The sequence below is a fragment of the Mumia quercus genome (assembly GCF_025506335.1).
Lineage (GTDB): Bacteria > Actinomycetota > Actinomycetes > Propionibacteriales > Nocardioidaceae > Mumia > Mumia quercus.
Window position 1 is genome coordinate 295,917 of the sequence record NZ_JANZYO010000004.1, and the last position, 21,476, is coordinate 317,392.

The following is a 21,476-nucleotide window of genomic DNA, read 5'->3' on the forward strand; positions in this document are numbered from 1 at the left end:
AAGGTACGGTCGCGTGCATGACCTTCGTGATCCGGGACGCGTCCAGCGAGGACGGCGCCGCGTGCGCGGCGATCTACGCCCCGTACGTCCGCGACACGTCGATCACCTTCGAGACGGAGCCACCGAGCGCGACAGCCATGGCCTCGCGGATCGCCGCCGCTCAGGAGCGCCACGCCTGGCTCGTGCTGTGCGAGGACGGCGAGGTGACCGGCTACGCGTACGGGACCGAGTTCAAGACGCGCGCCGCGTACGCGTGGTCGTGCGAGGTCAGCGTCTACCTCACCCGTGAGCACGCGCCGCGTTCGGGAGCCGGCCGCGCCCTGTACGAGGCGCTGCTGCCGAGGCTTGCCGACCGCGGGTTCCGGACGCTCCTGGCCGGGATCACGCTGCCGAACGCGGCCAGCCTCGGGCTGCACTCCGCGCTCGGCTTCCAGCCGGTCGGCACGCTGCGCCGGATCGGCTGGAAGCACGGCACGTGGCACGACGTCGCGTGGATGCAGCGATGGGTGGGCGACGACTCTGCTCCCCTGCCGGAGCCGTCGTCGACCTGAGTCTGGCCTCCGGCCGACCACGAGCGCGCAGATGACGCCGGCACCTGCGACGATGGGCCCTGAGCATGTCGGCATGCTCGCTCGCGCTGATGCGGGCGGTCAGCCAGACATCTGCCCCGATGGTGGTGCTAGGACCACCGTGGTTCGGGCCCCAGCACCCTCGTCGTGCCGCTTCTCCGTTTCTAACGTCGAAGAACGGGCACAAGTGGTGCTCATCGATCTCACGGAACGAGTCCTCCATGAGCAGCGTCCAGATCGCCCCCCTTCCCTCGACCCCCCACTCCAACTCCTACACCGGCCGATTCTCCAAGCTCCTCGAGGAGGTCCGCGCGCGCGGGCTGCTGCGCCGCCGACGCGGCTGGTACCTCACGCAGATCGCCCTCGCGGTCGGCGCGTTCGTCGGTCTGTGGATCGCGTTCTTCGCCCTCGGTGCCTCGTGGTGGCAGCTGGCCGTGGCGGCGGCGATGGGCGCCGTGCTCACGCAGTTCGGGTTCCTCGGGCACGACGCCGCGCACCGTCAGATCTTCACCTCGGGATCGGCGAACGCGTGGGCGGCTCGCCTGCTGTCCGGCCCGTTCGCCGGGCTGAGCTACGGCTGGTGGCGAGCCAAGCACAACAAGCACCACCAGGGCCCGAATCAGGAGGAGGTCGACCCCGACATCGCGCCGGGCGCGCTTGCGTTCACTCCGGCGATCGTGCAGCAGCGGCGTACGGCGTTCGGGCGGTGGTTCGCCGACCACCAGGGCTGGTTCTTCTTCCCGCTGCTCACGCTCGAGGGACTCAACCTCCACTACGCGAGCGTCCGATCCACCATGGACAAGACCTCGCGTCAGCCGTGGCGTCGCCTCGAGCTGGCGATGATCCTCACGCGGCTCGTCGGGTACGTCGTGGTGCTGCTCGTCGCCCTCCCGCTCGGCATGGCGCTCGCCTTCTTCGCCGTGCAGATGGCGGTCTTCGGCGTCCTGCTCGGGATGTCCTTCGCGCCGAACCACAAGGGCATGCCGATCGTGCCGTCCGACATGCGCCTCGACTTCCTGCGCCGCCAGGTGCTCGTCTCGCGCAACGTGCGCGGTGGTCCGCTGACGGACGTGATGATGGGTGGGCTGAACTACCAGATCGAGCACCACCTGTTCCCGAGCATGGCGCGCCCGCACCTGAAGAAGGCGCAGCCGCTCGTTCGCGCCTACTGCGAGCGGGCCGGGATCCCGTACACCGAGGTCGGCCTGCGGGAGTCGTACGGGATCGTCGTCGACTACCTCAACCACGTGGGGCTGCGCGCCCGGGACCCGTTCGACTGCCCGCTCGCGGCGCAGCTGCGGGCACCGGGAGGCGCCGAGCTCAGGTGAGCCGTTGCTCCAGGTGGACGGTGACCAGCTCGCCGGCCTGGTCCTTGCTGATGCCTTATAGGGAGGTCGACCTGAGGACCGTCAGGAACTCATCGGCTTGCCGGGGCTGCGGCGGGTGATGCAGTACGTCCGGCCGTACGGGTCGCGCAGCGTGACCCACCACGTGGAGTGCCACCGCTCCTCTGCGCCGAGCGCGAGATGACGCGCAACCTCGGCGTCGGCACCGTCCCAGCCGGCGGCGAAGTCGAGGTGAGCGGAGACGGCGCCCTCGACCGGCGCGTCGTCGAGGCGCTGCAGCAGGAGGCCCAGCGGCAGCTCGGCGGGGCGCAGCAGTCGCATGAACTCGGGGCTGTCCTCGTCGCGCAGCGTCCATCCGGTGAGCCCCTCCCAGAACGCGCACTCCCGCACGTACGCGGCCGGCGGGATGTCGAGCGAGACCTGGTCGACGGCGCTGGCGCGCCCGCCGGCCCCGCGCATCGGCAGTGCAACCTCACGCTCGCCCTCGTACGGGACGAGGCAGAACGGCATCCCGCCCGGGGAGGCGAGCACGACGTACGACTCGGGCTCCGCGACGACCTGCGCACCTAGCCTCTGCGCCTCGAGCGCAGCCGCCTTCACGTCGTCCACGTGGAGGTCGAGGTGCAGCCGCGGGTCTCCGTCCCCGACGACCTGGAACCTGAGCGCGGCGTCGCCGTGCGGCGGGACGAGCGTGCGGAACTCGTCGTGCTCGCCGCGGGGCGTGGAGGCGCGAGTGCCGGTGAGCGCCTCCCAGTACGCCAAGGCGTCGGCAGCGCTCGCCGCTGGCTGGTCGAGGTAGGCCGTGATCCAACGCAACGAGACGGGCATGCGCGCCATTCAACCCTGCCGGCGGGGCAGGCGGAGCTCGACGTCGTCGAGCCCGACCTCGTGCCCCTCGGCGCAGCGCACCTCGACGTCGACAGGGGCTCCGCAGCCGTGGTGCGCCAGCTCCAGGACGGTGTCCGACGGCAGGTGCTTGCGCCCCCACTGGAACAGCGCCCACACCACCGGCATCAGGTCCGTGCCCGCCTCGGTCAGGACGTACTCCTTGCGGGTGCGCTGCCCCTCCTCGCGGTAGTCGCGCTGCTCGAGCAGGCCCGCGTCGACGAGCGCCGACAGGCGCGCCGCGGTCGCCGCCTTCGTCATGCCGACGCGTTCAGCGAAGTCGTCGAAGCGCGTCGTCCCGTAGTAGGCCTCACGCATCACCAGCATCGCCGTGCGCGTGCCGACGACAGCGACGGCCTTCTCGATGGAGCAACGCCCGACGGCGCTCCACGCGTCACGGTCGCTCAGCACGCCTTGGAGGATCACCCGCTCATCCTCGCACCGCCTCTGGGTCTGTTCAAGTGAACTCAGGCCTGCTAGCGTCCCTGGGTACAGATCACTGAACTCAGGCCAGGAGGGCCCGCATGTCCACGTCGCTCCGTACCGCCGTCATCGTCGACGCCGTCCGCACACCGGTGGCCAAGGGCAAGCCGACCGGCGCGTACGCGTCGGTCCACCCCGTCGACCTTCATGCCCACGTCCTGCGCACCCTCGTCGAACGCACCGGGATCGACCCGGCCGTCGTCGACGACGTCATCGGCGGCACGGTGGGGCAGGTCGGCGAGCAGAGCGGCAACAACGCCCGCTGGGCTCTGCTGGCCGCCGGCTTCCCGGAGACCGTCCCGGGCGTGACCATCGACCGGCAGTGCGGCAGCAGCCAGCAGGCGCTGCATTTCGCCGCCCAGGGCGTGATGAGCGGCGCGTACGACGTCGTCATCGCCTCCGGGGTCGAGTCGATGAGCCGCGTGCCGATCGGGAGCCAGACCCTGGGTCGCGACTTCGCCGGCCCGCAGGTCGCCGAGCGGTACCCCGCCGGGCTCGTGCCGCAGGGCATCAGCGCCGAGCTGATCGCGCAGAGGTGGGGACTGAGTCGCGCACAGCTCGACGAGTTCTCGGCGCAGAGCCACCAGCGCGCAGCGCAGGCGCACGACCATGGCCTGTTCACGCGCGAGCTCGCGCCGGTGAAGGTCACCCGCGACGACGGCTCGGTGCACGAGATCTACGACGACGAGACGGTACGGCCGGGCACCACGGTCGACACCCTGGCCGGCCTGCGGCTCGCGTTCAAGGACGACTACTGGGTCGAGCGCTTCCCGGACCTCGACTTCAAGGTCACCGCCGGCAACTCCTCCCCCGTGAACGACGGCGCTGCGGCGCTGCTCGTCACCAGCGAGGAGGCCGCCGCCCGGCTCGGCCTCACCCCGCGCGCCCGCCTGCACGCGTTCGCAGTGACGGGCGACGACCCGATGATGATGCTCACGGGGATCATCCCCGCCACCGCGAAGGTGCTGGAGAAGGCCGGGCTGACGATCGACGACATCGGGGCGTTCGAGGTCAACGAGGCGTTCTCGAGCGTGGTGCTCGCGTGGCTGGCCGAGACCGGGGCCGACCCGGCGAAGGTCAACGTCAACGGTGGCGCGCTGGCGATCGGCCATCCGCTCGGAGCCAGCGGCGCCCGCCTGATGACGACGCTGCTGTCCGTCCTCGACCAGCGCGGTGGACGTTACGGCCTCCAGGTGATGTGCGAGGGCGGCGGGATGGCCAACGCCACGATCATCGAGCGGCTGTGAGCGCCTAGCCTGCTGAGCGCAGCATCGCCGTCACGTCCCGCTCGTACGCGGCGCCGAGGGTGTCCCACGCCCGGACGGCCTCTTCCCGCGTGGCTGCGTCGCCGTCGCGTCGCGCGCGGGCGCGCAGGACCGCCGCCGCGACCCAGGAATGGTGCGTCGTGAAGCTCCCGGCACGAGCGAGGAGCTCGTCGGCCTCTGCCGAGCCCAGGACGACCGCGAGCTCGGCCGCCATCGCGGCCGCGTAACCGTCGAACCTGCCCGGGACGAACGGAGCGGACACCGCGACGAAGGCCGCCTCCAGGTCACCGCCGGTCGCGAGAGCGACACGGGCGCGGACGAACGCCGCCCACGGCGCGAGGTTCGGGGAGCGGTCCAGCAGCGTCGGCGCGGCGACCTGTCGAGCACGCTCCCACCAGAGGTCGTGCGCGGCGGCGTCCTGCCTCAGGCCGGCCGCGAGCGCCGCACCGAGCAGCGGGCCGGCGAGCGAGACGTTCGCGAACCGCCGCGTGGCGACGACGTTCTCCCAGACGTCGACCGCACACTCCTCGGCGGCGTCGAAGTCGCCGGCGAGCGCGAGCGGCGCGATCGCACTTCCCTTGGCCCAGCACGGGTGCGGCTCGAGCGCGGGGTTCTCGGTGCCCCGACGCGTGGCCTCGAGGGCATCGGAGAGTCGCCCGGTCGCGACCGCGTACGAGGCGACCGCCCGCAGCGCGTCGACCACCTCGATCGTCCCGCGCGGGTGTCGCTCGGCAGCGGCGTCGCTCAGCAGGGTGAGGCGCTCGGTGGAGAGGCGCAACGAATGGTCCGGTCGACCCGACAGCGCCGCTGCGGTGGAGGACGCATCGAGCGCGGCGCTGAGAAGAAGCGGGTCGCGCACCTGCCTCGCGCTCGCGACCGCCTCGTCGGCCGCCGCCGGCTCCACGACCTGATGGTCGTCACCAGACGACCAGGCCCGTGCCGTGGCGAGGTGCGCAGCGACGGTGTCTGTGCCGTCCGTCAGCGCCTCCGCCTCGGCGAGCATCGCGCGCAGCGTGGCCGCGTCCGGGTCGTCGAGGAAGCCGGCCCCTCGGAACCGCTCGGCCACCGTGACGGCCGATGCCAGCGCGACCGCGGCCTTCGTGGGCGCGTCCGTACGAGCGAGATCGGCCGCTTCACGCAGGAGCGCGTAGGCCTCCCGGGCGTCGGAGACCAGGTGCACGCAGGCGGCGGCGTCGGTGAGGTCGGCGGCCGCGTCCCCTCCGGTGGTCGCCAGCGCAGCAGCGGTACGGAGATGCCGGCCCGCCTCGGCGACGAACCCGCGCGCGTACGCGAGGGTCGCGACGTCGCGGGCGAACCGGTGCGACTCCGCGTCGGGCGTCACTGTGCAGCCAGGCCCCGGGAGCAGCGTCCGCAGGTCGTCCATGACCGCGTCGACCTCGGCCGTCCAGCCGTCCACCGCGACGTACGGGCGGCGCTCGACGAGGTCCCGCGCCCGCGCTCGCGCCCACGCTCCGTACCGCTGGCGGGTTGCCCCTGCGTCGTCTGAGGCGTCGAGGTGCTCGCGGGCAAGCTCGCGGACGCCGACGAGGAGCGACCAGCGGTCGGCGCCGTCGGAGCCCACCACCCGGCGGACAAGGCTCTTGTCCGCGAGCCGGCCGAGCAGGTCTGCGGCACCCGCGCCACCCTGCCCGGGCAGCACGGCGGCCGCCGCGTCGAGATCGAAGGCCCCGGCGAACACGGCCACGGTGTGCAGCGCCGCGCGCTCGGCGTCGGTGAGACCGGCGTGGCTCCACTCCACCACTGCGCGCAGCGACCGGTGACGGCGGTCCGCCGACCGACTCGTCGTCAGGAGCCGGAGGACGTCGTCGAGTCCGGCCTCGACCCCACCGAGCCCCATCGAGGCCACCCGGGCCGCGGCGAGCTCGATCGCCAGGGGCGAGCCGTCGAGCCGCCGGCCCAGCCTCGCCGCGACGTCCGGGCTGATCGCCACGGTCGGGTCCGCAGCGGCCGAACGCTCACGGAAGAGCGCCGCCGCCTCGTCCTCGACCAGCGGTCCGAGGTGGAAGACGACCTCACCGGGGACACCGAGCCGCTCGCGGCTGGTGACGAGCACGCGCAGGTCCGGCAGTGCGTCGACCAGGTGGACGACGAGATCGGCGACGTCGTCCGTCACGTGCTCGGCGTTGTCGAGGACCAGCAGCGTCCGTCCCCGCAGGGCGGCGGCGAGTGCATCGGCAAGGCTCACCTGCGGCCGCTGGGCGACACCGACGACGGCGGCCACCGCGACGTCCACGCCGCCGGGCGCCACGGGCACGAGGTCCACGTAGGCGCCGCCCGAGGCGAACCACGGCCATGCGCGCTCGGCCGCCCCGACAACCACCCGGGTCTTGCCCGCACCGCCCGGGCCGAGGACGGTTGTGAGACGACTCTCGGCGACCAGCCGGGCGACCGCCTCGACCTCGGACGTACGACCGACGAGGGAGGTGCGTGGCCGCGGGAGTCCGACGAGGCCGGAGGGGTCGCCGAGCGCGTCGGAGCGCGCCGCCGTCCCGGCCGCCAGCACCGCGAGCTCACGACGGTCGCGAGCCCCCAGCTTGCGCAGGAGCGACGAGACGTGGCTCTCGACCGTCCGGACCGACAGGTGCAGGCGGCGCGCGATCTCCGCGTTGGTCAGGTGCTCGGCGACGGCGCTCAAGACGTCGCGCTCGCGGGGCGACACGGCGTCGAGAGGGAGGTCGGGCACGCGCTCAGTATGCCGCCATGTCGGGGTACGACCCGTGCCGATTCCGTGGCAGATCCGTGCTCAGCACGGATCCGCGTCACCGCCCTCCCCGCCGACGATCGAGTCATCGACCACGCCGAAGACCTCCGAAGGAGCACTCCATGCTGATCGTCGCGAAGGAAGCCGACCTGCGAATCCCGGGCAGCCGCACCGCACGCTTCGAAGGAGCGGCGTACGGGTCCGGCGTCTCGTTCTTCCACGTCGAGAACGCGCCAGGGAAGGGCCCTGACGCGCACGTCCACCCGTACTCCGAGACGTGGGTCGTTCTCGCCGGCACCGCGCACATCCGCACCGCCGACGGCGAGACGTACGGCGAGCCGGGCGACGTGGTCGTCGTGGGTCCGGGGACCCCGCACGCGTTCCGCGCCGTCGGTCCGCAGACCCTGCGCATGCTGTGCATCCACGCGTCCCCGCGGATCGAGCAGGAGTTCCTCGAGGACGCGCGTGCCGCCGAGCTGGCCGTCGCGTTCGAGCCGGAGAGCGTCGGATGAGCACGGCGACCGTGGCGCACGAGATGGAACGCTACCGCGGCGAGCTCAAGGGCTACTGCGCCCGTCGACTCGGCTCGGAGTCGGAGGCGGACGACGCGGTGCAGGAGACGCTCATCCGCGCGTGGCGCAGCGGTGACACGTTCGAGGGACGCGCCTCCGTACGGTCGTGGCTCTACCGGATCGCGACGAACGTCTGCCACGACGCGTCCGGGTCCCGGCGCCGCCGGCCCGAGCCACGCGACCCCCACGCGGCCGAGCACGCGGCGCACCCGACCGTCGCGCTCGTCGCGCCCGACCCGGCGGAGGTGTCGGAGCAGCGCGAGGCGGTACGCGACGCCTTCGCCACCGCCGTACGGGTCCTCCCGCCCCGTCAGCGCGCGGTGCTGGTGCTGCGTGACGTGCTGCGGTGGCGCGCCGCCGAGGTCGCTGCTCTCCTCGGCACCTCGACGGTGTCGGTCAACAGCGCGCTGCAGCGGGCGCGGGCGACGCTGCGGGAGGCAGAGACCGGCGCCAAGGTCGCCCTCGCAGCCGCGCCGCAGGTGGAGCGGTACGTCGCCGCCTTCGTGGCGTACGACGTCGACGCGCTGGTCGCCCTGCTGCGCACCGACGCACTCAGCGCCGTGCGTAGGTGAGGACGGCGCAGCCGCTGTCGAACGTGCTCACCTCCTCGAGCGCCAGCTGGGTCGGCCGGAAGTCGGCCGTGAACGCCGGGATGCCGGCTCCGGCGACGACGGGGTACTTCTTGACGACCATCCGGTCGATCTCGTCGAGCAGGGCGCCCGCGAGCACGCCACCCCCGGCGAGGTAGATCCCGTAGGGCGACTCCTCGGCCTTGAGCGCGCGGACCCGCGTCACGGGATCGGCAGCAGTGACCTCGACCTTGGGGTCCGCAGACTCGCCCAGCGACCGGCTGAACACGACCGTCCGCAGGTGCGCGTACGGATTGGTGATGCCCACCTCGAGGGCAGGGTCGTACGTGCGGCGCCCCATGACCACGGTGTCGAAGTGGCGGTGGGGCGCGTCGGCGACACCCATCGCCTGCCGCGCGTGGGTCGGGAGCACCTCCGGGTAGCGGTCCTTCATGTGCTGCGTGTGGTCGTCGGAGACCGGGAGGAAGTCGACCTCGTCGCCGGGTCCGGCGATGAAGCCGTCGAGGGTCATGCCGATGTAGTAGGTCATCTCTCGCATGGCCAGGACTCAACCACGACAGATGAAGTACGTCAACCGTAGTTGTTAATCGCGGTCGTCCACGGCAGGATGCTCTCCATGGTCAGCAACCCCGGACGCCGTACGGCCCTGCTCGACGCCGGTATCGAGGTGATCGCGCACCTGGGGGCCCGCGGGCTCACCTTCCGGGCCGTCGACAAGGAGGCCGGCGTCCCGACGGGCACCACGTCCAACTACTTCGCCAACCGCGACGCGCTGCTGCGCGCGCTCAGCGACCATGTCTTCGTACGCCTGGCGCCCGACCCGGAGGTGGTGGCAGAGCGGCTGTCCGGGGAGCCGTCACGCGAGCTCGAGGTCGTCCTGATGCAGGACATCGTCGACCGGGCGCGCGCCGACCGCGCCGGCTACCTGGCGATGTTCGAGCTCCGCATCGAGGCCGCCCGGGACCCGGAGCTGCAGGAGGCGTTCACCGCGCGCTACCGCGCCAACCTGCAGGAGATCACCTCTGCGCACGTCGAGGGCGGCTTCCCTGGTGACGCCACGAACGCGCTCCTGCTCTACCTCGCGATGAGCGGGCTGCTTCTCGAGCACCTCACCCTGCCAGGGGTCGTCGACCGCGACGAGGACGGGCTCCGGCAGCTGGTCCGCGACCTGGTCGTCGCCCTCGTCCCGCCTCGCTGACGCCGCAGTCCGTCTCGTCAGCCGCGGTGGCGGGCGGTGCGCGAGAGCGCGCGCCGGCGGAGACCGGCGAACGCCACGGCGGCAGCCAGCAGCGCAGCGACACCCACGGCCGCGACGACAAGCGGATCGACCGCGCGGCCCGGTGCCGTGTCTGCCGCGACCTCGGTCACCGCGTCGTCGCCGGGCCCGTCACCGGTCACGCCTGCGACTGCGTCGTCGGTCTGACTGGCGGTCGCGGTCGGCGTCGGAGTCGGCGTGGTCGTACGCGTCGGGGTCGGGGTCGCCGTCGTCGGCGAGGGCTTCGGAGTACGGCTCGCGGCGGGCGTACGCGGGGTGCTCGCCGGCTTCCGTACGGTCGCAGTCGCCGACGGCTTCGACCGGGACGGCTCGGTGGTCCTCGTCGCCGTCGGCGCAGGAGCGGGACGCGCACCGGAGCCGTTCGGATAGCTCGCGAACACCTGGACGCCCCACGTTGTCCCGCCCGACTCGAGGAACGCCACCCCGATGTCGGTGAAGTCCCCCAGGATGTTGGCGCGATGACCCGACGAGCCCATCCAGCCCGAGTGCATCTGCGCACCCGTCCGATAGCCCTGCGCGACGTTCTCGCCGACCCGCCGCCAGCCGGACGGGATCTGGTTGGCGAGGTCAGGGTTGTGCCAGAGCCGGCCGTCGGCGGCCATCCGGCGCGCCCATGCACGGGCGACGGCGTCGAGGTTCGCGTTCCGCGCGAGCGGCGCCTTGCCCGCCGCGGAGCGCGCCTCGTTGGCGAGGTCGGTGATCGTGTCCGCGGGGGATGCTGAGGCGGCCGGGGCCGACACGAGCATCGCCGCGGAGACGGCGACGAGCGCCGAGGCGAGTGCCAGCACGAGGGCCTTCGGGCTCGCGGTCAGACGGGTGCGGGGTCGTCCGTTCGCTGCGATCACCCGGCGAGACTAGCGGTACGGTCACGAGATGGTCACGTCCGTCGCGGTCCTGTCCGACATCCACGGAGTCCTCCCCGTCCTCGACGCGGTCCTCGACGAGCCTGACGTCGCGACGGCAGACCTGGTCGTCATCACCGGCGACCACGCCGCGGGGCCGATGCCGGTCGAGGTGCTGGACCGGCTCACGTCGCTCGGTGAACGATGCGTGCTCGTCCGTGGCAACGCCGACCGGGAGCTCGTCGACGTCGCACGCGGCGGCGACTCGCCTCACGCCGAAACACGCTGGGCAGGCGCGCAGCTGCGCCACGACCAGGTCGCGCTGCTCGCGTCGCTGCCCCACCCGGTCACCCTCGACGTGGAGGGATTCGGGCCGGTCGTCTTCTGCCACGGCACCCCGCGCGACGACGACGAGGTCGTGCTCGTCGACACGCGGATGGCACGGTGGGCGGAGGTGTTCGCCGACCTTCCCGACGTCGTACGGACGGTGGTGTGCGGGCACACCCACATGCCCTTCGTACGCCTCGTCGACCGCCGGCTCGTCGTCAACCCCGGCAGCATCGGGATGCCGTACGGCCGGTCCGGCGGCGCGTGGGTGCTGCTGCGCGACGGGCAGGTCTCACTCCGCCACACGGCGGTCGACGTCGACGCCGTGGTCGCGGAGATCGTCGCGCGCTCGACGTACCCCGACCGCGCGGCGTGGGCCGACGAGTACGTCAGGTCCCGCAACGGCGACGTCGACGCGCTCGTCGCCTTCGGCCCTCGCGACGGTCGCTGACGCGACCGTTCAGGCGAAGAGGCGGCGGTAGTGGTCCTGCTGGTCGGCCAGGTACGCCTCGAAGTCCACGGCTGCCACGTCGGCTCCGGTCTCGGCAGCGACGAGCCTGTCGAGGTAGTACTCCCAGCCCGGGCCGAGGCTCGCCGCGGTCTCCGCGTCCGCCATCGCCTGCGCGAACGTCAGACGCGTCCCCTCCTCGTGGTCGGCGAGGTCGAGGGTGAGGACCCAGTCCTCCCCTGTGGCGTCGGGTGAATCAGCGCGGGTCACGAGACGTCGGGGCGGCTCGCACACCTCGATCCCGTACTTCTCCACCGGCACGTCCTCCCCCTCGGCGGTCATCCGGAACTCGACGGCGCCGCTCGCGGGGTCGCCCGTCCAGGTCCCGATCCAGCGGGAGAGCCGCTCGGGCTCTGTCACCGCCGCCCACACCTCCTCGACCGGAGCCGCGAAGTCGCGCTCGATCACGAGGTGGTCGACGCCGTCTCGCGTCTCACGTCTGCCTGTCGCCACGATGCTCATGCTCCAGCCTGGCACATCTCCCGGGCAGGGAGGGCCGCTCACCACTACGGTCAGGCGCATGGACAACGAGCTGTCGATCGGTCACCTCGTCGACTCGGTGGACGGGCCCCCCGCCACCCTCGACCCGACCCGGTTCAACCGCCACACGTTCTGGTGCGGCCAGAGCGGCTCGGGCAAGACGTACGCGCTCGGGGTCGTCCTCGAGCAGATCCTCCTGCAGACCCAGCTGCCGCTGCTCGTCATGGACCCGAACGCCGACTTCGTCCGGCTCGGGGACGTGCGTGAGGAGACCGCGCCCGACGTCGCAGAGCGCCTCGCGGCGGTGCGCCCTCGCGTCTTCCGTCCCCGCAAGAACGGCGCCGAGCAGCTCACGGTGAAGTTCGTCGACCTGAGCCTGCGCTCGCGCGCCGCGATCTTGCGCCTCGACCCGCTCCGGGACGCCGAGGAGTACAACCTCCTCCTCCACCTCGAGGCCGAGTCCGGACCGGAGACGTTCGACCGGTCCACGTTCGTGCACCGCTTGAGGGAGTCCGACGACCCCGGCATGCGCAGGCTCCTCCTGCGGCTGGAGAACCTCGGGGTGCTCGAGTGGGACGTCTGGGCGTGGGGCGGCGACTCGACCCAGACCGTCATCGACGAACGCCCCCGGGCGACCGTGCTCGACCTCGGCGGCTTCAAGACGCCCGACGAGTCGAAGGTCGCCGCGCTCGCCATCCTCGACCATCTCTGGGCGAACCGCGAGAGCCGCAAACCTGTGCTGATCGTCATCGACGAGGCGCACAACCTCTGTTCTGCCGAGCCCGTCCTCCCGGTCGAGGTGGCCCTCACCGAGCGCATCGTGCAGATCGCGGCCGAGGGACGCAAGTACGGACTCTGGTTGCTCCTCTCCACGCAGCGCCCCTCGAAGATCCATCCCAACGCGCTCTCGCAGTGCGACAACCTCGCGCTGATGAAGATGTCGTCGCCGCGCGACCTCGACGAGCTCGGTCAGTCCTTCGGGTACGCCCCGCACGAGCTCCTGTCGAGGACGGGCTCGTTCGTCCAGGGACAGGCGTTGTTCGCCGGTGGGTTCATCACGGCGCCGGCCGTCGTCCAGATGGCCAGCCGGCTCACCTACGAGGGCGGGTCGGACGTACGCGTGCCGCTCTGACGAGCAAGTCCTCCGAGGAGACTTCCAATTCCCCGTCCGGTGACCCTCGCGGCCTTGATGCTGGACCGCGAAGGGAGAGTGAATGAACCTCAGCATCCGCGTGACCGGCACTCTGGCCGGCACCGCACTCGTCGCAGGCACACTGGCTGCGAGCGGACCGAGCGCCGCGGCCGACGACGTCAACGTCGCCCCCGTCCGCACGATCCAGGGCCCGACCCACACCCAGCTCCGACAGCCGTTAGGCATGTACGTCCGCGGTGGTCAGATCCACGTCAGCAACTTCGGGGCCTCGTCGATCCTCGTCTTCGACCTCAACGCCGACGGTGACGTGCCACCGAAGCGGCGGATCGCCGGCGCCACCTCGCTGGTCTCGTCGCCACGGACCGTCGCGGCGGACAGTGCCGGCTTCACGTGGGTCACGAGCGCCTCCTCGGCGCCCGCCGGCAACCGCGTCCTCTCGTTCCGAGCGACCGCCACCGGCAACGTCGCTCCCGCCTCGAGGTTCGATCCCGGCTTCGTCCCGTTCGGCGTCGCGATCGACAAGAACGACAAGGTGAACGTCTCGAACGAGGCCGACACGATCAAGGTGTTCTCGCGATCGGCAACCGGCACGCCTGCGGCCGAGCGCACGATCAAGAGCACACACCTCAGCAACGCCCGTGGCCTCGCAGTCGACGCGGCGAACCGTCTCTGGGTCGCCAACGGCGACGGTGACTCCGTGGTCGCGTTCGCTCCCGGCGCCACCGGCAACGCGGCACCTGCGCGCGTGATCAAGGGGTCGCAGACGCAGATCCAGTTCGCGACCGACGTCGCGCTCGACGCGTCCGGACGTGTGTACGTCGCCGACCACCGGGCCCGCGACGTGAAGGTCTTCGCCGCACACGCGAACGGCAACGTCGCGCCGATCAAGGTCCTCGGTGGAGCGGCCGCAGCCCTGACGTCGCCCGCGGGTGTGGCGGTCGCGCCCGACGGGACGGTCGTCGTGGCTGACTACGACGGGCACGACGTCTCGTCGTTCGCACCGCTCTTCGCCCCGCCGAAGCCCGCCGTGAAGGTCCCGAGCAAGCCGCGCGCGCTGAAGGTCTCGGGCACGGCACGTGCGAAGACGCGCAAGGTCTCGTGGCGGCCGCCATCGAACAAGGGAGGCGCGAAGATCACCGGCTACCGGCTGGTGGTCAAGAAGGGCAACAAGGTCCTCCTGAGGAAGAACGTCGGCGCGAGCAAGCGGTCGTACAAGATCAAGCGGGCCAAGCTGCGCAAGGGCAAGCTCACGGTGTACGTCAAGGCGAAGAACAGCAAGGGCTACGGCAAGAACGCCAAGGCGACGTTCCGAGTCCGGAAGTAGACCGACCCCCACTGGCGAGAGCGGGCGCGGTGGTCAGCGCCCGCTCTCGCTGAAGTGCTGGTAGTCCTTCAGGTTCTTCCAGGCTCCGCCCCAGCCCCACCCGATCGCCGTGAACGCCCGGACCACGGGACCGTCGGCGGTGATCATCCCCGGCCGGACGTTGCCGCGGTCGACGTACGCCGAGGCGAGCTCGGGGAGGACGACGTCGCCCTTCACGTACGGGTTCTGGAACGGGTTGATGTCGACGGCGAGACCGTACGCGTGCTCGGAGTACGTCGTCGCGCCGCGGGTCGGACGGCACGCGAACGCCACGGTGTTGTTTCCGTCCCCGGTGGGGGCGGCCTTCGCCTCGCCAGCCTTCGGGATCCGCATCTCCTCGAGGGGGAAGCGGGCCTCGTACAGACGCCGGAACGCCTCGACCAGGTCCTTGACCGCGCGTCCGTTCACCAACAGCTCGCCCGTGTGCCGGGCGCCGTCGAAGCCCCAGAACGTCAGCCGCACCCACGCGAGGTCGCGCCGCCCCACGGGACATCCCCGCTTCCACGTCGAGCGGGCGATCACGCGGGCCGGCGCAGGATCGGCGACGCGGCTGGCGAACCCGTCCCCCGGCAGCGCAGGCAACGAGTCCGGGAGTGTGAAGCGGCGGTTGCGCAGCTCGGGAGGTGTCGGCTGGGCCTCCGCGTAGCCGGCGTCCGTACGTGGCAGCTCCCGGGTGCCGAGCCAGTTCGGCGGGACGGTGCCTGGCTCCGGGACCACCGTCGGGCTCGCAGGTGCCGGAGAGGGCGGGTCGGTCGTCTCGGTCGTCTCGGGCGCCGACGTCGCGTCGTCCGGGCGGTCGTCTCCTCCGCCCCCGCAGCCGCTCACCACGACCGCGGCGAGGACCGCCGCGACGATGCCAGTACGAGACCCCATCTCCTCGAGTCTAGGTCGACCTCCGCCTTCGGTCGCGTCGTGCGAGACCAAAGGCGGATGCCTCCCTCGTCCTGCCGCCCTAGAGTCGGCCCGTGAGCGTCGAAACCCCCACCACGGTGCTGGGCTACACACGAGGCGACAAGATCGCGACCGCGGTCCTCTTCGGCGCAGGTGGCCTGGTGCTCTTCCTCCTCGCACCGCTGCTGGCGGCCTGGCTCGCCGACGTGCCGGTGGTCCCCTTCAAGGGTCCGCTGGAGTGGATCGGCTCGTTCGACCAGCCGTGGGCGTGGGTGGCGCGGCCGGCCATCGGGCTGGTGGTGGGCGTGGTCGCCGCCGTCCTCATCCTTGCCGACGAGTACCGCCTCGAGGTCGGCGACGATGCGGTCGTCGTCCACCACGGTGAGGACCGCCGCCGGATCGCGCGCGACCACGTCGTCGCCGTCTACCGGGACGGCAAGAAGGTGGTCATCGACGGGACCGACGGACGACGCCTCTTCGAGCACGAGGTCGAGGCAGGACGCGACCAGGTCGCCGAGGCGTTCACGCGGCACGGCTACCCGTGGGAAGGCCTCTGACCTCGCGCCCCGACCAGCGGCGGGAGGTCCGCCGCCGGGGCGCGGCGCGCCAGTGCGCCGGGGACGACGGGCCGTTCGGCGGTGAAGAGCCAGGTGTCGAACAGCGCGTCGAGCTGCTGGCCCGACACCCGCTCGGCGTAGGCGATGAACTGTGGTGTCGTCACGTTGCGACCCTCGTATCGTGCCGCCCACCCGCGCAGGATCGCGAAGAAGTCGTCGTCACCCACCGCGAGCCGCAGCTGGTGCAGCGTCATCGCGCCCCGGTCGTACACGGGCCCCGCGAACAGGTTCTCCGGTCCCGGGTCGCCGATGACGACGTCCCAGAACGGGTCGTCGGCGGGGTGCGAGCCGTACGTGGAGTCGAAGATCTCCTGCGCGGTGGCGACCCCCTTGTCCTCCCACCACAGCCACTCCGCGTACGAGGCGAAGCCCTCGTTGAGCCAGATGTCGCTCCATCGCTCCATCGCCAGGCTGTCGCCGTACCACTGGTGCGCCAGCTCGTGCACGATCACGCCCTCGGCGGTCTCGTCGGAGCCACCGAACCACTCCTGCGCGTAGATCGGACGCGTCTGGTTCTCCAGCGCGAACCCCAGCCCTGCGAACGCGTCCACGAGACCACCCGACGCCGAGAACGGGTAGTCGCCGAAGCTGGCCTGCAGGAAGTCGAGGATCTGCGGATGCTTCGTGAACGCGGCCTCCGCCTTCTCGCCGAGCGTCGCCGGCCCGTCGTCGGGCGTGCCGGCGATCCAGTCGTTCGGGTTCGGGGCGCTTCCGGCCGGGGCGCCCGTCACCGCCCAGCCGTCGAGGGTGTCGCCGTCGTCCTCGAAGGACGTGCTTCCTGCCCCCGTCGGGGTGGTGACGTCGTCGACGAAGACGCCGCGGGCCTGCACGAGGTCGTCGCTGGCGTACGTGATCGCGACCTCGACCGGGCCGTCGGCCCACGCGCCCAGGTCGACGCGCCACTGCTCGTACCCGTCCGAGCTCCCCGTGGCGGCGTTCCACGTCCCGCTCGTGCCGGTCGGCGTGCAGGCACCCTCGGCGTCGACGCTCTGGTAGTGCCTGAGGAACGGGTGCAGGCCCAGCCAGTACGGGCACGAGTCGCCGGTGCTGGTGCTGGTGGCACCTCCGAGGTCGGGGAGCGTGGTCCAGTCGTCCTGACCCGGCGTCCGCGCCTCGACGAAGAGGAAGTCCCAGTCGGACTCGGTCGCACGATCCACCCAGAAGCCCAGCTCCCCGCCACCCGCGGGGACGTCGATCGTGCGGCTCAGCCGCTTGTACGACGCTGCGTCGCCGGTGGCCTGCGAGATCGCGTACCGGTCGCCCGTATGTGGTTGCACCGGCACGTACAGCTTCGGGTCGATCGCCTCGACCATCCGGATGCCGTCGTACCGGTAGTCCTTGAGCCTGAACTCTCCGATCGTGGCCGTCGTGAGGTACGAGGCCATCGGCTCGCGCGCCTCCCACGCCCACGTCGTCCAGCCCTTGTGCGTACGGTGCCCGCGCGGGACGCCGTTCGCGACGGCCTCGAGGCCCTTCGGCACGGTGACGCGGAACGAGTACGACGCCTTGTCGCTCGGGTGGTCGTTGACGGGGTACCAGGTGTCGGCCACGTGAGGCTGGCCGACGACCAGTGCGCCGTCGTCGGTGTGGATGAACCCTGAGCCGTCCTCCAAGGTCTGCGGCACCCCGCCGTACGTGACCTCCGTCGTGAACGAGGTCCGCTTGCGCAGCCCGCGCGCCGGGATCACGGTGAGCTCGCCGTCGCGGTGGCGCCAGGACGCGCGCCTGCCGTCGACGCGCACCGAGCGCACGGTCAGTCCGTCGAGGTCGAGGTTGAACCGTGACAAGTTCTGCGTCGCCGTGGCCCGGATCCGTGCCGTGCCCGTCAACCGGTCGGTCGCCGGGTCGTACCGGACGTCGAGCGCGTAGTGCCGGGCGTCGTACCCGCCGTTGCCGTCGGTCGGGAAGTACGGGTCACCGATGCCGGCCGCGCCGGGGGTGAAGTGCGGGCGCGGGCCCGGGCGGGCGTCTGCCGGAGCGGCGAGCACGGCGGCTGCGAGCGCGACACCGCAGAGCGAGGAGACGAGGACGAGGGCAGGACGACGCATGGGGAACCTCCAGAGGATCCAGGTCGTCTCTCACTGTGCGCCTGGGTGCCGACGCCGGCAACCGGGCCGGGTCAGCGGCGCCGCGGACGGTCGCGCCATGCGGCCGTCGCCCACAGCGCCCACAGCACGAGGAGCGGCTGGAACAGCAGCCGGATCGCCCGCGCGCGGTCGGTGTCGAGGCCGAAGGCGTCGGTGTGCGTCACGTACTGCGAGATGTTGCCGGGGAAGACCGCCACGAAGAACGCGGCGGTGAGCCACCCCACAGCCACGCGCTTGCCGGGGAGCCCGAGCAGCGCGCCTCCCAGGCCGATCTCGACGAAGCCTGAAGCGATCACCACCGTGTCCCCGTCGAGCGGGACCCAGTCGGGGACCTGCGCAAGGAACTCGCGACGCGCGAACGTCAGGTGGCTGATCCCGGCGAAGAGCAGGAAGGCGCCGAGCGCGAGCCTCCCGATCGTGCGGGGTGCCGACACCGTCGGCGCCGTCGTGCCATCGTCACTCATCGTGCCAACCTACGGGCACAGGCGCGGGAGGAGCGCTGCGCACTCGCGCCGCAGGAACGCGAGCGCTTCACGGTCCCCGGCGAGGAAGTCGATGAGCGCCCGCAGGAAGAGCCCGTCGTACAGCGAGTACGCGACCGTGGGCTCGACGAGCGGCGAGCTCTCGGCCAGCTCGGCGTACCGCGTGACCACCCGCCAGATCATCTGCTCGAGCAGGAGGTCGATCTCCTTGATGACCTCCACGAGCTCGGTCGTGAACATGCTCTGGTTGCGCAGGTCGTACCACATGCGGTGGAGGGTGCTCTCCTCGCGGAGCGTTGCCGCCATCGCGACGGCGAAGCCCTCGCGCAGCTCGTCGGGTGTCGTGGCGCTCTCGAGGATGCCGTCGTACTGCCTCACGCAGTCCTGTTTGTACTGCCGGATGCAGTGCTGCATCAGGTCGAGCTTGTCGCTGAAGTAGTAGTGGACGACGCCGTGGGAGAAGTCGGAGTTCTGAGCGATGTCTCGCAAGCCGGTGTTGGCGTAGCCGTTGGCCGCGAGGGTGACGAGCGCGGAGTCGGCGATCTCGCTGCGACGGCGCTCGAACTTGTCGACGGCCGCACGCTCGGCGCGTGCGCGGTGTCGACCTCTCGGGCCCTCGGTGACGCTCATCTCTGTCATCGTACGGGCGCCCGGCGTGAGCCGTTACAACTTTTTTGGACGAATGGCTACAAAATTCTTGTCAGGTGTCAAGATTTCTGGTGTGCTTAGTCCGTCATCGGTTCGCGGCCTGTGACAGAGAGGCTCGGCGTCGGCGGGGGCGGCACCGGGCCTCTCTAGTTTTTCCCCGTGCAACGGCCACCACGGGGCGCCATGTTCGGGTCATCCTGAGGAGTCGACGGCCGAACCGAGAGGTGTCCCGATGAGCGACGCACCCGCACCGACGCCCGACACGATCGTCCTCGTCCACGGGCTCTGGATGACCCCGCGGAGCTGGGAAGGGTGGGTGGACTACTACGGCGCCCAGGGCTACACCGTCCTGACTCCCGGCTACCCCGGCTTCGAGATCGAGGTCGAGGCGCTGCGCGAGAACCCCGACGTGATCGCGAACCTCACCGTCCCCGAGACGGTCGACCACCTGGCCTCGGTGGTGGAGGCGCTCGACGCGCCGCCGATCATCATGGGGCACTCCTTCGGCGGCACGCTGACGCAGCTGCTCCTGGCCCGCGGCCTCGGGTGCGCAGGTGTCGTCATCGACTCGGCCCCGACCGAAGGTGTCCACGTCACCCCGCTGTCTCAGGTGAAGTCGCTCTTCCCGGCGCTGAAGAACCCCGCCAACCGGCACAAGGCCGTGGGCTTCACCCCCGAGGAGTTCCACTACGCCTTCACCAACACGCTCCCCCGGGACGAGTCCGACCGGGTGTGGGAGCGCTACGCCATCCCGGCGCCGGGGAGCTGGATCTGGGCGTACGGGCTCTTCGCGAACCTCAAGCCGGGCCACCAGGAGACCTGGGTCGACTACGACAACGACGACCGCGCCCCGCTGCTCTTCCTCGCCGGCAGCGAGGACCACATCATGCCGCCGTCGGTGAACCGGTCGAACGCGAAGCACTACGAGGGCTCGGCCTCGCTCACGGAGTACGAAGAGCTCGAGGGTCGCGACCACTGGACGTGCGCCGCACCAGGGTGGGAGGCCGTCGCCGACCGTGCGCTCGAGTGGGCGCTGGCCCACGCGCGGAGCACTCCGGGAGCGACGTCCAGCAGCTGAGCGCCGCTCGGGGAGAGGCTCAGGCGGAGGCGAGCCGCTCGACCAGCGCAGCCTCGTCCTCGACGAACCACGTGTGCAACCCGCGGTTCGCCTCACGGACGTAGTCGCGGAACGCATCGCTGGCGGCCACGTGGTCGGTGACGTCACCGACCACCGCCAGCCGCAGCCGGTAGTTCACAAGCTTCTGCGTGACCTCGCCCAGCAGTCCCGAGCGGAGTCGGAAGAACTCCGGTGACAGCCGCGACGCCGGCACCGCCACCAGCTCCGCCTCGCACCCGAACGCCTCACCGACGAGGTCGAGCGCGTCCTGGGTGGACGCGATCTGGGGACCGTCGGGGTCGACGAAAAGGACGCGGACGTCGTGGTGCTCGGCGGTGCGCATGTCCAGACCGTACTCGGTCTCAGCCTCGGTCCTGCCACGTGCAGAAGCAGACCTTGTTGCCCTCGGGGTCGGCGAGGACCCAGAAGCTGGGCGCTTCGGAGTCGCTGACGAGCGTCCCACCCGCAGCGACCGCGGCGTCGATCCTCGGCTGGACCTGCGAAGGCTCGATCCACACGTCGAGGTGCCAGCGCTGCCGTGGCTCGTCGCTGCTGGACGGCTGGAACCAGATCGTCGGCAGCGTCCCGTACGCGTCGCTGACCTCGTTGCCGGCTTCGCGAGCCGCGTCGTCCTCCATCGCGAGCGCGGCCCGCCAGAAAGGCAGCACCTGCTCGTACGACGGGGTGTCGAGCGCGAGCTCGAGCCGCGAGACGGTCGCGCACTCCATGGAGACGTCGGAGCCGGCGGCGGCGTCAGCTACGAGCCCGCTGATCGTCCGCGCGAGCCGGACGTCGCGCTCGGTGATGCCGCCGGCGTCGTGGCTCGCGAGCCGGACGTCGACGTGGGTGTAGCGAAGGTCGAGGTCAGGATGGTGGCCCATCTCCTCGGCGGCGGCCCCGATGGCGTTCACGAGCGCCAGCCCGGTCGCGAAGTCGGGGGTGCGGATCCGGGTCTGGAGGCCACCGATGAGGTTCGCCCACCCATCGAGGCGCTCGTCTGCGATCTGCGGGCCGGTCAACGTCTGCGTCGTCATCGCCCCATGCTTGCGCGAGCAGGCCGTGCTGTCACCCGCGTGCGTCACTCCCAGCGGAAGAACCTCGAGGCGATGCCCACGCCGACGACGAGGGCCGCGACGAGGCTGGTCGGCCCAGGACGCCGAGACGACCTGCACCGACGCCCCGAACGGCAGCCCTCCGGACAGGGGTGATCGGCTGAACCGTCGACAATACGACCGATCGGTCGTATTGTTTGC

General features: G+C 71.4%; 23 protein-coding genes. 11 read left to right on the forward strand and 12 right to left on the reverse strand.

Annotated features, from left to right (window positions below; genetic code table 11):
• The first annotated feature begins 17 nt into the window (after positions 1 to 17).
• Both NYZ95_RS10740 and NYZ95_RS10745 read left to right on the forward strand, forming a co-directional pair.
• On the forward strand, positions 18 to 551 hold the full coding sequence (locus NYZ95_RS10740; RefSeq protein WP_262851267.1) for a GNAT family N-acetyltransferase: 534 nt from the start codon (positions 18 to 20) through the stop codon (positions 549 to 551).
• Positions 552 to 790: 239 nt separating this feature from the next.
• Positions 791 to 1,897 (forward strand): fatty acid desaturase family protein, encoded by a 1,107-nt coding sequence (locus tag NYZ95_RS10745; protein ID WP_262851268.1) that lies wholly within the window; start codon positions 791 to 793, stop codon positions 1,895 to 1,897.
• 81 nt (positions 1,898 to 1,978) lie between these two features.
• Here NYZ95_RS10745 and NYZ95_RS10750 read toward each other — a convergent pair whose 3' ends face one another.
• Both NYZ95_RS10750 and NYZ95_RS10755 read right to left on the reverse strand, forming a co-directional pair.
• Positions 1,979 to 2,743 (reverse strand): VOC family protein, encoded by a 765-nt coding sequence (locus NYZ95_RS10750; protein WP_262851269.1) that lies wholly within the window; start codon positions 2,741 to 2,743, stop codon positions 1,979 to 1,981.
• 9 nt (positions 2,744 to 2,752) lie between these two features.
• Positions 2,753 to 3,226 (reverse strand): winged helix-turn-helix transcriptional regulator, encoded by a 474-nt coding sequence (locus NYZ95_RS10755; protein WP_262851270.1) that lies wholly within the window; start codon positions 3,224 to 3,226, stop codon positions 2,753 to 2,755.
• 98 nt (positions 3,227 to 3,324) lie between these two features.
• On the opposite strand from NYZ95_RS10755, the gene NYZ95_RS10760 reads away from it, so the two are divergent.
• Positions 3,325 to 4,530 carry a thiolase family protein gene (locus tag NYZ95_RS10760; protein WP_262851271.1) on the forward strand — a complete coding sequence of 402 codons (1,206 nt, stop codon included), beginning with the start codon at positions 3,325 to 3,327 and terminating at the stop codon, positions 4,528 to 4,530.
• 4 nt (positions 4,531 to 4,534) lie between these two features.
• Here NYZ95_RS10760 and NYZ95_RS10765 read toward each other — a convergent pair whose 3' ends face one another.
• Complete coding sequence (locus NYZ95_RS10765; protein WP_262851272.1) at positions 4,535 to 7,252, reverse strand: ATP-binding protein; 2,718 nt, start codon at positions 7,250 to 7,252, stop codon at positions 4,535 to 4,537.
• Positions 7,253 to 7,392: 140 nt separating this feature from the next.
• Here NYZ95_RS10765 and NYZ95_RS10770 point away from each other — a divergent pair, with 140 nt between their 5' ends.
• Both NYZ95_RS10770 and NYZ95_RS10775 read left to right on the forward strand, forming a co-directional pair.
• Positions 7,393 to 7,782 (forward strand): cupin domain-containing protein, encoded by a 390-nt coding sequence (locus tag NYZ95_RS10770; RefSeq protein WP_262851273.1) that lies wholly within the window; start codon positions 7,393 to 7,395, stop codon positions 7,780 to 7,782.
• Positions 7,779 to 8,414 carry a sigma-70 family RNA polymerase sigma factor gene (locus tag NYZ95_RS10775; protein ID WP_262851274.1) on the forward strand — a complete coding sequence of 212 codons (636 nt, stop codon included), beginning with the start codon at positions 7,779 to 7,781 and terminating at the stop codon, positions 8,412 to 8,414. Before NYZ95_RS10770 ends, NYZ95_RS10775 begins: the two co-directional genes overlap by 4 nt.
• Here NYZ95_RS10775 and NYZ95_RS10780 read toward each other — a convergent pair.
• Positions 8,395 to 8,970, reverse strand: a complete 576-nt coding sequence (locus tag NYZ95_RS10780; protein ID WP_262851275.1) for a dihydrofolate reductase family protein — start codon at positions 8,968 to 8,970, stop codon at positions 8,395 to 8,397. The two genes, NYZ95_RS10775 and NYZ95_RS10780, sit on opposite strands and share 20 nt — an antisense overlap.
• Positions 8,971 to 9,048: 78 nt before the next feature.
• On the opposite strand from NYZ95_RS10780, the gene NYZ95_RS10785 reads away from it, so the two are divergent.
• Entirely contained in the window at positions 9,049 to 9,630 is a 582-nt protein-coding gene (locus NYZ95_RS10785) for a TetR/AcrR family transcriptional regulator (RefSeq protein WP_262851276.1), read from the forward strand.
• 17 nt (positions 9,631 to 9,647) lie between these two features.
• Here NYZ95_RS10785 and NYZ95_RS10790 read toward each other — a convergent pair whose 3' ends face one another.
• A complete protein-coding gene (locus NYZ95_RS10790) occupies positions 9,648 to 10,553 on the reverse strand; it encodes a CAP domain-containing protein (RefSeq protein ID WP_262851277.1) in 906 nt (301 codons plus the stop codon).
• 28 nt (positions 10,554 to 10,581) lie between these two features.
• Here NYZ95_RS10790 and NYZ95_RS10795 point away from each other — a divergent pair, with 28 nt between their 5' ends.
• A complete protein-coding gene (locus NYZ95_RS10795; protein ID WP_262851278.1) occupies positions 10,582 to 11,328 on the forward strand; it encodes a metallophosphoesterase family protein in 747 nt (248 codons plus the stop codon).
• 9 nt (positions 11,329 to 11,337) lie between these two features.
• Here the strand turns inward: NYZ95_RS10795 and NYZ95_RS10800 are convergent, their stop codons facing one another.
• Complete coding sequence (locus tag NYZ95_RS10800; protein ID WP_262851279.1) at positions 11,338 to 11,847, reverse strand: SRPBCC domain-containing protein; 510 nt, start codon at positions 11,845 to 11,847, stop codon at positions 11,338 to 11,340.
• A 58-nt stretch (positions 11,848 to 11,905) separates the two neighbouring features.
• On the opposite strand from NYZ95_RS10800, the gene NYZ95_RS10805 reads away from it, so the two are divergent.
• Both NYZ95_RS10805 and NYZ95_RS10810 read left to right on the forward strand, forming a co-directional pair.
• Positions 11,906 to 12,997: an ATP-binding protein gene (locus NYZ95_RS10805; protein ID WP_262851280.1), complete on the forward strand. Its 1,092-nt coding sequence runs from the start codon at positions 11,906 to 11,908 to the stop codon at positions 12,995 to 12,997.
• An 82-nt stretch (positions 12,998 to 13,079) separates the two neighbouring features.
• Positions 13,080 to 14,342, forward strand: a complete 1,263-nt coding sequence (locus NYZ95_RS10810) for a fibronectin type III domain-containing protein (protein ID WP_262851281.1) — start codon at positions 13,080 to 13,082, stop codon at positions 14,340 to 14,342.
• A 33-nt stretch (positions 14,343 to 14,375) separates the two neighbouring features.
• Here NYZ95_RS10810 and NYZ95_RS10815 read toward each other — a convergent pair whose 3' ends face one another.
• Positions 14,376 to 15,254: a M15 family metallopeptidase gene (locus tag NYZ95_RS10815; protein ID WP_262851282.1), complete on the reverse strand. Its 879-nt coding sequence runs from the start codon at positions 15,252 to 15,254 to the stop codon at positions 14,376 to 14,378.
• A gap of 92 nt (positions 15,255 to 15,346) precedes the next feature.
• Between NYZ95_RS10815 and NYZ95_RS10820 the strand changes: the two genes are divergently transcribed.
• The gene (locus tag NYZ95_RS10820; RefSeq protein ID WP_262851283.1) at positions 15,347 to 15,829 is read left to right on the forward strand and encodes a YqeB family protein; all 483 of its coding nucleotides are present in this window, start codon (positions 15,347 to 15,349) and stop codon (positions 15,827 to 15,829) included.
• Here the strand turns inward: NYZ95_RS10820 and NYZ95_RS10825 are convergent.
• The 3 genes from NYZ95_RS10825 to NYZ95_RS10835 form a co-directional block, all read right to left on the reverse strand.
• Positions 15,808 to 17,937, reverse strand: coding sequence for a M1 family metallopeptidase (locus NYZ95_RS10825; RefSeq protein ID WP_262851284.1), 2,130 nt, complete (start codon positions 17,935 to 17,937; stop codon positions 15,808 to 15,810). The two genes, NYZ95_RS10820 and NYZ95_RS10825, sit on opposite strands and share 22 nt — an antisense overlap.
• A 71-nt stretch (positions 17,938 to 18,008) precedes the next feature.
• Positions 18,009 to 18,440, reverse strand: coding sequence for a DoxX family protein (locus NYZ95_RS10830; protein ID WP_262851285.1), 432 nt, complete (start codon positions 18,438 to 18,440; stop codon positions 18,009 to 18,011).
• Between the two features lie 9 nt (positions 18,441 to 18,449).
• A complete protein-coding gene (locus NYZ95_RS10835) occupies positions 18,450 to 19,088 on the reverse strand; it encodes a TetR/AcrR family transcriptional regulator (protein ID WP_262851286.1) in 639 nt (212 codons plus the stop codon).
• Positions 19,089 to 19,338: 250 nt separating this feature from the next.
• Here NYZ95_RS10835 and NYZ95_RS10840 point away from each other — a divergent pair, with 250 nt between their 5' ends.
• The gene (locus NYZ95_RS10840) at positions 19,339 to 20,184 is read left to right on the forward strand and encodes an alpha/beta hydrolase (RefSeq protein WP_262851287.1); all 846 of its coding nucleotides are present in this window, start codon (positions 19,339 to 19,341) and stop codon (positions 20,182 to 20,184) included.
• A 19-nt stretch (positions 20,185 to 20,203) separates the two neighbouring features.
• On the opposite strand, the gene NYZ95_RS10845 is transcribed toward NYZ95_RS10840, so the two are convergent.
• Positions 20,204 to 20,566 (reverse strand): DUF4180 domain-containing protein, encoded by a 363-nt coding sequence (locus NYZ95_RS10845; RefSeq protein WP_262851288.1) that lies wholly within the window; start codon positions 20,564 to 20,566, stop codon positions 20,204 to 20,206.
• Positions 20,567 to 20,585: 19 nt separating this feature from the next.
• Complete coding sequence (locus NYZ95_RS10850; protein WP_262851289.1) at positions 20,586 to 21,257, reverse strand: 4a-hydroxytetrahydrobiopterin dehydratase; 672 nt, start codon at positions 21,255 to 21,257, stop codon at positions 20,586 to 20,588.
• Positions 21,258 to 21,476: the final 219 nt, after the last annotated feature.

What these genes read in the sequence shown, in the direction of transcription:
- NYZ95_RS10740 (WP_262851267.1), top strand. Translation starts at nt 18, where the DNA reads ATGACCTTCGTGATCCGGGACGCGTCCAGCGAGGACGGCGCCGCGTGC.
- NYZ95_RS10745 (WP_262851268.1), top strand. Translation starts at nt 791, where the DNA reads ATGAGCAGCGTCCAGATCGCCCCCCTTCCCTCGACCCCCCACTCCAAC.
- NYZ95_RS10750 (WP_262851269.1), bottom strand. Translation starts at nt 2,743, where the DNA reads ATGCCCGTCTCGTTGCGTTGGATCACGGCCTACCTCGACCAGCCAGCG.
- NYZ95_RS10760 (WP_262851271.1), top strand. Translation starts at nt 3,325, where the DNA reads ATGTCCACGTCGCTCCGTACCGCCGTCATCGTCGACGCCGTCCGCACA.
- NYZ95_RS10770 (WP_262851273.1), top strand. Translation starts at nt 7,393, where the DNA reads ATGCTGATCGTCGCGAAGGAAGCCGACCTGCGAATCCCGGGCAGCCGC.
- NYZ95_RS10775 (WP_262851274.1), top strand. Translation starts at nt 7,779, where the DNA reads ATGAGCACGGCGACCGTGGCGCACGAGATGGAACGCTACCGCGGCGAG.
- NYZ95_RS10780 (WP_262851275.1), bottom strand. Translation starts at nt 8,970, where the DNA reads ATGCGAGAGATGACCTACTACATCGGCATGACCCTCGACGGCTTCATC.
- NYZ95_RS10785 (WP_262851276.1), top strand. Translation starts at nt 9,049, where the DNA reads ATGGTCAGCAACCCCGGACGCCGTACGGCCCTGCTCGACGCCGGTATC.
- NYZ95_RS10795 (WP_262851278.1), top strand. Translation starts at nt 10,582, where the DNA reads ATGGTCACGTCCGTCGCGGTCCTGTCCGACATCCACGGAGTCCTCCCC.
- NYZ95_RS10800 (WP_262851279.1), bottom strand. Translation starts at nt 11,847, where the DNA reads ATGAGCATCGTGGCGACAGGCAGACGTGAGACGCGAGACGGCGTCGAC.
- NYZ95_RS10805 (WP_262851280.1), top strand. Translation starts at nt 11,906, where the DNA reads ATGGACAACGAGCTGTCGATCGGTCACCTCGTCGACTCGGTGGACGGG.
- NYZ95_RS10810 (WP_262851281.1), top strand. Translation starts at nt 13,080, where the DNA reads ATGAACCTCAGCATCCGCGTGACCGGCACTCTGGCCGGCACCGCACTC.
- NYZ95_RS10815 (WP_262851282.1), bottom strand. Translation starts at nt 15,254, where the DNA reads ATGGGGTCTCGTACTGGCATCGTCGCGGCGGTCCTCGCCGCGGTCGTG.
- NYZ95_RS10825 (WP_262851284.1), bottom strand. Translation starts at nt 17,937, where the DNA reads ATGCGTCGTCCTGCCCTCGTCCTCGTCTCCTCGCTCTGCGGTGTCGCG.
- NYZ95_RS10830 (WP_262851285.1), bottom strand. Translation starts at nt 18,440, where the DNA reads ATGAGTGACGATGGCACGACGGCGCCGACGGTGTCGGCACCCCGCACG.
- NYZ95_RS10835 (WP_262851286.1), bottom strand. Translation starts at nt 19,088, where the DNA reads ATGAGCGTCACCGAGGGCCCGAGAGGTCGACACCGCGCACGCGCCGAG.
- NYZ95_RS10840 (WP_262851287.1), top strand. Translation starts at nt 19,339, where the DNA reads ATGAGCGACGCACCCGCACCGACGCCCGACACGATCGTCCTCGTCCAC.
- NYZ95_RS10845 (WP_262851288.1), bottom strand. Translation starts at nt 20,566, where the DNA reads ATGCGCACCGCCGAGCACCACGACGTCCGCGTCCTTTTCGTCGACCCC.
- NYZ95_RS10850 (WP_262851289.1), bottom strand. Translation starts at nt 21,257, where the DNA reads ATGACGACGCAGACGTTGACCGGCCCGCAGATCGCAGACGAGCGCCTC.